Genomic DNA, 12,119 nt, shown 5'->3' with positions numbered 1-12,119 from the left:
GTCATTCTTAAATAAAGGAATTACAATTACGTTTACAGATAAAAGAGAAGTAGATAAAGACGGAAATTTTGTTTCTGAAATTTTTCATTCGGATGAAGGTCTTAAAGAATATATTAGATATTTAGATGCTAATCGCGAGCCAATTATTGGTCACGTAATTTCAATGGATTCTGACAAAGGAGAAATTCCGGTTGAAGTAGCTTTGATTTATAATACAAGTTATACAGAAAATATATTTTCTTATGTTAATAATATTAACACTCACGAAGGAGGAACGCATTTACAAGGTTTTAGAACAGGTTTAACTCGTTCTTTAAAGAAATATGCAGATGCTTCGGGATTGTTAGATAAATTGAAATTTGAAATTTCTGGAGATGACTTCCGTGAAGGATTAACAGCTATTATTTCGGTAAAAGTTGCAGAACCTCAATTTGAAGGACAAACCAAAACAAAATTAGGAAATAGAGAGGTTGTTTCACCAGTTAGTCAGGCTGTTGGTGATATGATTGAAGCTTATTTAGAAGAAAATCCTAATGATGCTAAAATTATTGTTCAAAAAGTAATCTTGGCTGCTCAAGCTCGTCACGCTGCTAAAAAAGCACGTGAAATGGTTCAAAGAAAAACCGTTATGGGTGGTGGTGGATTACCTGGAAAATTATCTGATTGTTCAGAACAAGATCCAGCAAAATGTGAAGTATTTCTTGTTGAGGGAGATTCTGCAGGTGGAACGGCAAAACAAGGTCGTGATAGAATGTTTCAAGCTATTTTACCTTTAAGAGGTAAGATTTTGAATGTTGAAAAAGCCATGCAGCACAAAGTTTTCGAAAACGAAGAGATTAGAAATATATTTACAGCTCTTGGGGTAACCATTGGTACTGAAGAGGATAGTAAAGCATTAAATCTTTCAAAATTAAGATACCATAAAGTAGTTATTATGTGTGATGCCGATGTCGATGGTTCTCACATTTCTACCCTAATCTTAACATTCTTCTTTAGATTTATGAAAGAATTAATTGAAGGTGGACATGTTTATATTGCAGCACCTCCTTTGTACTTAGTTAAAAAAGGAAACAAAAAAGAATATGCTTGGTCAAATGATCAACGTGATTTAATAAATCAAAAAATGGGTGGATCAGCAGCAATTCAAAGATATAAAGGTCTTGGAGAGATGAATGCTGAACAATTATGGGATACAACCATGAATCCAGATTTTAGAACATTACGTCATGTAACGATTGATAGTTTGTCAGAAGCAGATAGAATTTTCTCAATGTTAATGGGAGATGAAGTTCCACCTCGTAGAGAGTTTATTGAGAAAAATGCAGCTTACGCAAATATTGACGCTTAAGATGAACAAATTTGCTACGATTGTTTTATTTTTATTAGTAATAACTACTAATCAATTGAAAGCACAAAATGCTGAAGTATTTCAACAAATAGGGTATCTACTTAATGATGCCCTTTTGTATTCCGATAAGTATATAACTCCAGCCACTGATGCCGCGGTTTATCAAGCATCTTCTGGATGGATGACTTCTACTAAGAAAAAAGGGTTAGGTGAAGTAACATTTGGTGTAAATGCTAATTTGTTTTTTGTGCCTAAATCAGATAGGACTTTCAAGGCAAATAATAATGATTTTGAGTTCTTCACAATAGAAGGTCAAAATAGTGTTGAGGTTCCTACAGCTTTAGGGAACAATGAACAGTATTATTTAGTGGGTGATTTAGGAGGTTCAGAAGTGCGCTTAAAATCACCAGAAGGAGTTAATGAAGAAACTGTTTTTTATCCTTATTTGCAGGCGGGTGTTGGACTTTGGTATGGAACAGAAGTATTAGTTAAATATTCTCCAAAAACTAAACTTAAAAAAGGGGATTATCAAGTTTATGGCGCTGGTTTAAAACATAATTTGGATCAATATTTTTCAGAAAATTTCAATAAAACAATTCATGTATCTGCATTGATTGCTTATTCTAAAGAAAATTTAAGTTTCGATTTTGTTGATATTCAGTCAGCTTATGGAACATTAGGAATTAATTCTTTAGGAAGTAGTATAGACACTTATCAGACTCAAATTAATATATCTAAAACACATAAAAATTTAGAAGTATTATGGGGTGTTATTTTTAACATAAGTGATTTCAATTATAAGTTTGATGGTGAAAAAGGAAGTATTGAAGAAATTGTTCCTTTGCAAGATATATTGAATGATAGAATGAAAGATTTGAGTAAAACTAAAAGAAATTTAATAGGAGAATTTTCTGGTAGATATCAATTTAGCAATTTTTTTGTACAAGGTACACTTGCTTTTGGTAAATTTGTAAACACAAATGTTTCATTACAATATGAATTTTAATTTAATAATTACATAAATAACACAAATATGAAAGTTACAATAGTAGGTGCTGGTAATGTAGGTGCTACTTGTGCAGATGTTATTTCTTATAGAGGAATTGCAAGCGAAGTAGTTTTATTAGACATCAAAGAAGGTTTTGCAGAAGGAAAAGCAATGGATATTATGCAATGCTCAACAACGACAGGTTTTAATACTGTAGTTTCAGGAAGCACAAATGATTATTCTAAAACAGCTAAGTCAGATGTAGTAGTAATTACATCAGGAATTCCAAGAAAACCAGGAATGACTCGTGAAGAATTAATCGGAATTAACGCTGGAATTGTAAAGTCAGTTGCAGAAAATATTTTACAACATTCTCCAGACGCAATTATCGTTGTTGTTTCTAATCCTATGGATACAATGACATATTTGACATTAAAAGCAACAGGTTTACCTAAAAATAGAGTTATTGGAATGGGTGGGGCTTTAGATAGTTCACGTTTCAAATATTTCTTATCACAAGCTTTGCAAAAACCATCAAATGACGTTCAAGGGATGGTAATTGGTGGTCATGGAGATACAACTATGATTCCTTTAACGCGTTTAGCGTCTTACAATGGTTCGCCAGTTGCTAATTTCTTGTCACAAGAAGAGATGGATAAAGTAGCTGCTTCAACTATGGTCGGTGGTGCAACATTAACAGGTTTATTAGGAACTTCAGCGTGGTATGCTCCTGGAGCTTCTGTAGCTTTTTTAGTAGATTCTATCTTAAACAACCAAAAACGTATTATTCCATGTTCAGTCATGTTAGATGGTGAATATGGTCAAAGCGATATTTGTATCGGTGTTCCATGTATCATTGGAAGAAACGGTGTAGAAGAAATTGTTGATATAAAATTAAATGATGCAGAAAAAGCATTATTTGCTAAAAGTGCAGATGCAGTAAGAAATATGAATGCTGATTTGAAATCGGTTTTATAATTCTTTATATTAGTATAAAAATCAGGCTGTTAGTTTTTAACAGCCTTTTTTGTTAAATGTAAAATGACAAATACTAAGAATATTTTAACATTAGTTTGAAATAAAATTGTATAATCCTATTGTATAGTATATATTTGTCCGTTTTTTAAAATACAATAAATTAATTTTTTGAATAATGCAGAATAAAGGACTTATTAAATTTTTCGCAATAATTTTTGCTATTGCTTGTATCTATCAATTAACGTTTACTTATGTAGCGAATAGTTATGCAGAAAAAGCAAAATCATTTGCAAATGGAGATTTCGCAAAAGAGCAAAAATACCTAGATTCTATAGGTAAGGAGAAAGTATACATGGGTAATACTTACAATGAAGTAGTTGCAAAGCAAATCAACAAAGGATTAGACTTAGAAGGTGGAATCAATGTTATCCTACAAATATCTGTTAAAGATATTTTAAGAGGATTAGCTAACAATACTAAAAACTCAGTTTTTAATAAAGCATTAGCAGAAACAGCAAAAAATCAAGTAGGTAACCAAACTTATTTAGATGCTTTCTTTGAAACTTTTGATAAAGAAGCTGCAGCATCAAACACTAAACTATCTAGTGCTGAAATTTTTGGTACAAGAGCATTAGATGATGTTATTAAGTTTAACATGACTAATAATCAAGTAAAACCATTAATTAAGCAAGAAGTTGCTAAATCTGTTGAAAGTGCTTTTGAAGTATTAAGAAAACGTATTGACCAATTTGGTGTTACACAACCTAATATCCAAATGTTAGGAGAAACAGGTCGAATTTTAGTGGAATTACCTGGGGCAAAAGATGTTGACCGTATTAAGAAATTATTACAGGGAACAGCACAATTAGAATTTTGGGAAACATACAAAATTGACGATGTAGCTCAATACATAGTTTCAGTTAATGAAGCGTTAAAGAAAACAGAAATTAAAGAAAAAGATATTAAAGAAACAGTTTCTAAAGGAATTGATTCTTTATTAGTTGATAAAGCAGATACTTTATCAAACCAAGTAAACCCATTATTCGATAAAATTCAGGTTAGTCAACAACCAGGAACTTCAATAATTGGTTATGCTAAACTTTCTGATACAGCAAAAATAAACTCTTATTTAAGAAGAAGTAATATGAAAGCTTTATTGCCAAGTCAATTGGCTGACGTAAAGTTTGCTTGGGGGAAAGTTAATGACAAAACTCCAGATATTACTGAATTATACGCATTAAAAGGTAATAGAGAGAATGTAGCTCCTATAAGTGGAGGTGTTATTACAAATGCAACCGATACTTATGATGGTTCAGGGAAACCTGCTGTTAGTATGCAAATGAACGGTAAAGGAGCTAAAGCTTGGGAAAAAATGACCGGTGAAGTTTCTCAACAAGGAAACGCTATCGCAATTACATTAGATAACACAGTATATTCTGCACCAGGTGTTTCAAAAGGAGCAATTTCTGGTGGAAGTTCTGAAATTTCAGGTTCTTTTACAATTGAAGAAACAAAAGATTTAGCTAACGTATTAAGAGCTGGTAAATTGCCTGCAAGAGCTGATATTTTACAATCTGATGTAGTTGGTCCTTCGTTAGGTCAAGAAGCTATTGATAATGGTATTATGTCATTCATCATAGGATTCTCATTAGTATTATTATGGATGGTTTTCTATTATGGAAAAACTGGATTTTATGCTAATTTAGCATTATTAGTAAATATCCTTTTCATCTTTGGAGCTTTAGCAAGTTTTGGAGCTGTATTAACATTACCTGGTATCGCTGGTATTGTTTTAACGATTGGTATGGCAGTTGATGCTAACGTAATTATCTTTGAAAGAGCTAAAGAAGAATTAGATTCAGGTAAAACAATTGAAGAAGCTGTTAACTATGCATATACATGGAAAGGAGCAATGTCTTCTATTATTGATGCCAATGTAACTACTTTTATTACTGCATTAATTTTATTCTTCTTAGGAACAGGACCAATTAAAGGTTTTGCAACTACATTACTTATTGGTATTTTAACTTCATTGTTTACTGCAATTTTTATAACTAGAATATTTTTAGATTGGAGTATTTCTAAAGGAGAAAAATTAGCGTTTTCAACATCTATTACTAAAAACTGGTTCAAAAACATGAACTTCGATTTCTTAGGAAAAAGAAAAATTGCATATGCTATTTCAGGAGTTTTAATCGCTTTATCTTTATTCTCAATATTTACAAAAAGTTTAAATTTAGGGGTAGATTTTGTTGGAGGAAGAACTTACCAAGTACGTTTTGACAAAGCTGTTGTAGCTCCAGATGTTACTAAAGATTTAGTAGCTACTTTCGGAAGTGCAGAAGCTAAAGTTTTTGGTAACGATAATCAGTTAAAAATTACTACTAAATATAAAGTTAACGAGGAAAGTGAAGGAGTTGACAAGGAAGTAAACGAAAAATTATACGAAGCTTTAAAGCAATACTTGCCAGCTAATTTATCATATAAAGAATTTGTTACTTCTTATGAAGGAAAAAAATATGGTGTAATGCAATCTTCTAAAGTATCTGGAACTATTTCAAAAGATATTAAAAGTAACTCAATCTGGGCTGTTTTTGGTTCTTTATTTGTTGTGTTCTTATATTTAATGATTTCATTTAAAAAATGGCAATTTGGACTTGGAGCTGTTCTAGCTGTTGCGCATGATGTAATTATCGTATTAGGTATATTCTCATTCTTCTATAATATTTTACCATTTAACATGGAAATTGACCAAGCATTTATTGCAGCTATCTTAACGGTAATTGGTTACTCATTAAATGATACCGTAATTGTATTTGACAGAATTCGTGAATACTTAGATTATAATTCTACTTCAGATTTTGATGGCTTAGTTAATAAAGCAATTAACACAACATTAAGTAGAACAATCAATACTTCTGCTACTACATTAGTAGTTTTAGTTGCGATATTTATCTTAGGTGGAGAAACCATCAGAGGATTCGTATTTGCTATTTTAGTTGGTATCTTAGTAGGTACATATTCTTCATTATTCGTTGCAACACCAATTATGCGTGATTCAATGAGTGAAAAAGAAAAATTAAAAATGGCTCAATTTAAAAAAGAAGATTAGTCAAAAAAAAATAAGTTTAAAAAAAATCCTAAAATGAAAATTTTAGGATTTTTTTTTGATTAACTCTTTCTATATTTGTTTTAATTTTAACTTCAAAATATATGAAAAAACTTATTTTAGGATTGTTGCTTTTGCCTTTTATTTCTATTGCTCAAAATGAAGAATCAAAAGAGTATAAAGGAGAAATTAAATCAAACCTTTTTGATTTAGTTGTTGGAAAATCTTTTAACGTTGGTTATGAACACTTTCTTAAAGGAAATCAATCTGTTCAGTTTGATGTAACGCTATTCGATACCTATTCTTACATTGATGCTTCGGAATTAGAAAAAAACGGCTTAGTTGGCTTACAGGCAACTTATAATATTTACTTTGCTAAAAGTAAGAAACAACATGGTTTTGCATTTTCACCTTTTTTAAAATATAGAGTTGGTAAACAAGAAATTATAGATTACTATTACTTCTATGATTATAATACTGGTACAAGTACAAGTAATAATATGAATAGAGAGTTTGATTTAAGTGGTTTAGAAGCAGGTTTTGGAGTAAGTCATAAATGGCTTTTTAATGATAAAATTAGCCTTACCTTAGGTTCTCAAATTGCTAGAAATTTTTCAAATTCAAAAGAGATCAGTGATAACTATTCAGACATAAATTTCAAAGCCCACGTAACTTTAGGATTTAGATTATAAATAAAAAAAAAGACCTTAAATCACTTTAAGGTCTTTTTTTTAAATAGCATATAATTTATTATGCTACTTTCTTAGCTCTAAACATAAAGAATAATCCAGCAATAATAAATGGAATACTTAACCATTGTCCTGTTGATAATAACCCAAGACTTTCTTCAAATCCACCTTGGCTTTCTTTAACGTATTCTACAAAGAACCTTACAGTCCAAAGTAGTACTAAAAAAGTTCCAAAAAGTAAACCCTGATTGTTTCTAGCATCAGTTCTCCAGTACATATAGAAAAGAATAGCAAATACAAATATATAGCCAAAAGCTTCATATAGCATAGCAGGATGTTTTGGAGTAACTTGGGCTAAAACTTCAGAAAATTGAGGATTAGTTTCTATGGCTTTATAAGCATCATTTACATCAGAAATATTAGTTTTCTCAAATGCTTCTCTAGGATTGAATTTGTCTCTAATGAATTTAATTCCTAACGAAGAAGTAGTTTCTTTTCCAACAATTTCTGAATTAAAAAAGTTACCTAAACGAACAAATATAGCTCCACTCGCAACCGGAATTACAATTCTATCTAAAACCCATAAAATTGGTTTCTGAACTACTTTTTTGCTATAGAAGTACATAACTAAAATGATCGCAATTGCAGCACCATGACTTGCTAAACCTGCAAATCCTGTAAACTCCCAACCATCAACAGTTTCACGAATAGGTAATAATATTTCTACAGGATGTTGACTAAAATAAGCCCAATCATAGAAAAATACGTGGCCTAATCGAGCACCAATTAAAGTAGCAACTACAGTATATACAAAAAGATTATCTAGTTTTTCAATAGATTGCCCTTCGCGATTGTAAATGCCTTTCATAATGTACCAACCTAGTCCGAAAGCAACTACAAACATTAAGCTATAAAATCGAAGGGTAATAATACCTAAATCAAATCCTTCGGAAGGATTCCAAACCATATATAATGCGTTATTCATAAGTGAGTGTTCTAATAAGGGGTAAAAATAAAGATTATTATTTGTTTAGATGTTAAAAAAGATTCAAAATTCAATTGCAATGACAATTTCTATATCAAAATTCAAAAAAAAGATTATTCAAATTTCTTTAATTTCTCAAATCTGTGTTTCTAATATTTTTTTGAATTCAATAATTTTCAATTACAATACCAAAAATCAATTGCTATTAGTTGAGTCTCAATCACTATAACCGAACACTAAAATCATGGAACAGGATCATAGCCACTTTTTCCCCAAGGATGACAACTAACAATCCTTTTAATAGCTAACCAACCACCTTTAAATAAACCATGTTTTTGTAAGGCTTCAACAGTATAATGAGAACATGTTGGTTCAAAACGACAAGCTGCAGGTGTAAATGGAGAAATTACACCTTGATAAAAACGTACCAAAAGCACAAAAGGAAAAATTAATATTTTTTTTAAACTTATTTTCAAAATTTACTATTTTCAACCTATAAGCCTACAAATTAAAACTCGTTCCATCTTTACCGTCTTTCAAGATAACTCCTGTAGCAGCAAGTTTATCACGGATTTCATCAGACAAAGCCCAGTTTTTATTAGCTCTAGCTTCATCCCTCATAGTGATTAGCATCTCAACAACTCCTGTTAATTTATCTGTATTGTTACTAGAAGATTTTACATTTTTAATTCCTAAAACATCAAACACAAATGCATTCAAGGTTTCTTTTAACATTGCAATATCATCTGCAGTTAAAGTCTCTTTTTTATCGTTTACTAAATTGATATATTTTATGCCTTCAAACAAATTTGCAATTAGAATTGGAGTGTTAAAATCATCATTCATAGCAGTATAACATTGCTGTTTCCATTTCTCAATAGATAGAGTAGAAGTATTACTAGGTACCAATTTGTCTAATAAAGCAATTCCTTCCATCAAGCGATTAAAGCCTTTTTCAGCAGCAACCATAGCATCATTAGAAATATCTAAAACACTTCTATAATGTGCTTGTAAGAAACAAAAACGAATAACATTAGCACTAAAACTTTTTTCAAAAAACGGATTGTTTCCGCCTATTAATTCCATAGGTAAAACATAATTACCTGTTGATTTACTCATACGAAGTCCATTCATGGTCAACATGTTTGTATGCATCCAATAGTTCACAGGTGAATGTCCAAAACTAGCTTTAGCTTGAGCAATTTCACATTCATGATGTGGAAATTTTAAATCCATTCCACCTCCGTGAATATCAAAATTTTCACCCAAATATTTCGTGCTCATGGCAGTACATTCCAAATGCCAACCAGGAAAACCAGCTCCCCAAGGAGAATTCCATCGCATGATGTGTGCAGGAGAAGCATTTTTCCAAAGCGCAAAATCTTGTGGATTTTTTTTCTCACTTTGTCCATCTAAATCTCTAGTATTAGCAAATAGCTCTTCCACATTACGGTTGCTTAATTCGCCATAATTTAAGCCTTTTTTATTGTATTCTAATACATCAAAATACACAGAACCATTACTTTCATAAGCAAAACCATCAGCAATCATGCGTTGTGTTAATTCAATTTGCTCTATAATGTGTCCTGTTGCTGTTGGCTCAATAGTTGGTTCTAAAAAATTAAATTCTTGTAAAACCTTATGAAAATCAACTGTATATTTCTGAACAATTTCCATCGGTTCTAATTTCTCCAATTTTGATTGTTTCACAAAACGATCATTTTCTACATCGCCATCATCAGTCAAATGACCTGCGTCAGTGATATTTCTTACATATCGAACATTATAACCCAAATGCAATAAATACCTATAAATCACATCAAAACTCATAAAAGTTCTCACGTTACCTAAATGTACATTACTATAAACCGTTGGTCCACAAACATACATACCCACATTTCCTTCAGAAATCGGAGTAAATAATTCCTTTTTTCCAGATGTAGTATTATATAAGTTTAACGAATTGTTTTTGTAAAGTTGCATATTTTTTATTTTTCTTGAAGCTAATCCTGCTATTCGCTATATCTTTTTATTTAGAAAATAAATAAAAAGGATACCGCTACTATCAGGGCTAGGACAATGATTTTCAGTTGAAATTATTTCGTAAAATTAAAAAGCAGTTTCCATTTTAATATAATCCAAAAACTCTCTTCTTACGTTGTCTTCCTTGAATTTTCCACCAAATTTGGCAGTAACCGTACTACTTTCTATGTCTCTAATTCCTCTAGAATTTACGCATAAATGTTTGGCGTCAATAACACAAGCTACATCTTCTGTTCCTAATACTTTCTTAAGTTCTTCAACAATCTGAATATTCAAACGTTCTTGTACTTGAGGCCTTTTAGAAAAATAATCAACAATTCTATTCATTTTAGATAAACCAACAACAGTTCCGTTAGAAATATAGGCAACATGTGCTCGACCTACAATAGGTAGTAAATGATGTTCGCAAGTAGAATAGACAACTATGTTTTTTTCTACCAACATTTCGTTGTATTTGTATTTGTTGTCAAAGGTAGAAGAACTAGGTTTTTTAGCTGGATTTAATCCGCCAAAAATTTCTTTTACAAACATTTTTGCAACGCGGTTTGGAGTGCCTTTTAGACTGTCGTCTGATAAGTCCATTCCAAGTGTATTTAAGATGCTTTCAACATCTTTCTTAATTAATTCAATTTTCTCTTCATCAGAAATAGCAAAAGCATCCGCTCTTAAAGGTGTATTAGTACTTGTTCCAATATGGTTTTCGCCAATTTCTAAATTAAAATCTTCGTTTTTAGACATATTATTATGCAATAAGTTTATAGCAATTTTTTAAAGTGCAAAGATAAATAATAAACTTTAAAAAAGAGTAGAAATGTTAAAACTATACATTTTAATATATTTTGTTTAATTTAATGTTAATTTTTTGTACATTTCGGCACCCTTAATTAACTATTATTTTATAAAAATATGAAAGTAAAAGTACTTTTAACATTATTGCTATTTATCACATCTATCAGTATAAAAGCGCAAGAATCAAAGAGCAAATGTGACTTTGAGTATTCTGTTCGTGGAGAAAAAAGTCAAGAAGGTTTAAACTTTGAAGACAGATTTGTAAATTTTAAATGGGAAGTTTCTAAATTGTCTCAAAAAGTTGAAATTTCAATAGAAGTTGTTAAAATTTTCGATTGTTTTAATGCTATTGAAGGAAAACAATTAGATTCTTATATTTTTATAAATCTTAAAGATGAAGAATTATTGAATAAAAATTCTTTTAAAATATTGCATACAACTATGGTTGCAAAATGTTTTAAATGGAGAGTAATTGTGAAATCTGATTCATGCACAGATCAAACAGATTGGAATTATTATTCATTTCTTGATTAATTTATTACTATGAAAAAAATATACATAATATTTACGATTTTTTGCTTAAATTTTATTTATGCTCAAAGTCCTACCTGTGATACTGCATCAGCTTTTTGTGCTGGAGGTTCAACATTAACTTTTGCAAATTCAACAAATGTTCCTTCATTAGGGGGCATTGGGTGTTTAAGTACAACCCCTAATCCTGCATGGTTCTACATGACTATAAGTCAATCTGGTACATTAAATTTTTTATTAACACAAGGAAGTAATGCTCCAAATTATAACAATCAAGATGTAGATTTTATAGTATGGGGGCCTTTTACTGCACCAAATTGTACTGATTTATATGGTTTCCCTGTTGGAAATACTACAATTCCTAATAACGTAGTTGATTGTAGTTATTCTGGTTCTGCTACTGAAAACGTTGATATTGTAGGTGCAGTTGCTGGTCAAGTATATATGGTTTTAATTACCAATTTTTCTAATCAAGCTGGTCAAATTACATTAACACAAACTAATTCTGGAATAGGTGCTGGAGCTACAGATTGTAATGTGGTTTGTGGTGTAAGTTTAGGACCAGATCAAATTTTTTGTAGTACATCAGTTACTTGTTATACACTTGATGCTAATTTCAATTCACCTACAACTCAGCCAGGAACTCCGGTTTTTGTCTG

At 30.8% G+C, this 12,119-nt stretch carries 10 protein-coding genes and 1 pseudogene; 7 read left to right on the top strand and 4 right to left on the bottom strand.

The window, feature by feature from the left end:
* The 5 genes from AACZ53_RS10515 to AACZ53_RS10495 form a co-directional block, all read left to right on the top strand.
* Window positions 1-1,348: toprim domain-containing protein (locus tag AACZ53_RS10515; protein ID WP_339838044.1), on the top strand; the 1,348-nt coding region annotated here is incomplete at its 5' end.
* Window position 1,349: 1 nt separating this feature from the next.
* Entirely contained in the window at window positions 1,350-2,354 is a 1,005-nt protein-coding gene (locus tag AACZ53_RS10510; protein WP_339838041.1) for a DUF6588 family protein, read from the top strand.
* A 27-nt stretch (window positions 2,355-2,381) separates the two neighbouring features.
* Window positions 2,382-3,314, top strand: a complete 933-nt coding sequence (gene mdh / locus AACZ53_RS10505; protein ID WP_339838037.1) for a malate dehydrogenase — start codon at window positions 2,382-2,384, stop codon at window positions 3,312-3,314.
* Between the two features lie 175 nt (window positions 3,315-3,489).
* A complete protein-coding gene (secDF, locus tag AACZ53_RS10500) occupies window positions 3,490-6,426 on the top strand; it encodes a protein translocase subunit SecDF (RefSeq protein WP_339838035.1) in 2,937 nt (978 codons plus the stop codon).
* A 101-nt stretch (window positions 6,427-6,527) separates the two neighbouring features.
* Window positions 6,528-7,115, top strand: a complete 588-nt coding sequence (locus AACZ53_RS10495) for a hypothetical protein (RefSeq protein ID WP_339838033.1) — start codon at window positions 6,528-6,530, stop codon at window positions 7,113-7,115.
* Between the two features lie 58 nt (window positions 7,116-7,173).
* Here AACZ53_RS10495 and lgt read toward each other — a convergent pair whose 3' ends face one another.
* From lgt to folE, 4 genes are all read right to left on the bottom strand, one after another.
* The gene (gene lgt, locus AACZ53_RS10490; RefSeq protein ID WP_339838030.1) at window positions 7,174-8,097 is read right to left on the bottom strand and encodes a prolipoprotein diacylglyceryl transferase; all 924 of its coding nucleotides are present in this window, start codon (window positions 8,095-8,097) and stop codon (window positions 7,174-7,176) included.
* A gap of 242 nt (window positions 8,098-8,339) precedes the next feature.
* Complete coding sequence (yidD, locus tag AACZ53_RS10485) at window positions 8,340-8,573, bottom strand: membrane protein insertion efficiency factor YidD (protein WP_339838028.1); 234 nt, start codon at window positions 8,571-8,573, stop codon at window positions 8,340-8,342.
* 25 nt (window positions 8,574-8,598) lie between these two features.
* The gene (gene cysS, locus AACZ53_RS10480; RefSeq protein WP_339838026.1) at window positions 8,599-10,080 is read right to left on the bottom strand and encodes a cysteine--tRNA ligase; all 1,482 of its coding nucleotides are present in this window, start codon (window positions 10,078-10,080) and stop codon (window positions 8,599-8,601) included.
* A gap of 126 nt (window positions 10,081-10,206) precedes the next feature.
* Window positions 10,207-10,878 (bottom strand): GTP cyclohydrolase I FolE, encoded by a 672-nt coding sequence (gene folE, locus AACZ53_RS10475; protein ID WP_339838024.1) that lies wholly within the window; start codon window positions 10,876-10,878, stop codon window positions 10,207-10,209.
* 168 nt (window positions 10,879-11,046) lie between these two features.
* On the opposite strand from folE, the gene AACZ53_RS10470 reads away from it, so the two are divergent.
* Window positions 11,047-11,463, top strand: coding sequence for a hypothetical protein (locus AACZ53_RS10470; RefSeq protein WP_339838021.1), 417 nt, complete (start codon window positions 11,047-11,049; stop codon window positions 11,461-11,463).
* A gap of 9 nt (window positions 11,464-11,472) precedes the next feature.
* Window positions 11,473-12,119: pseudogene (locus AACZ53_RS10465) on the top strand (hypothetical protein); the annotation flags it as partial.

Source organism: uncultured Flavobacterium sp., from assembly GCF_963975005.1.
Classification (GTDB): domain Bacteria; phylum Bacteroidota; class Bacteroidia; order Flavobacteriales; family Flavobacteriaceae; genus Flavobacterium.
This window is presented reverse-complemented; position numbering and strand designations above follow the sequence as displayed.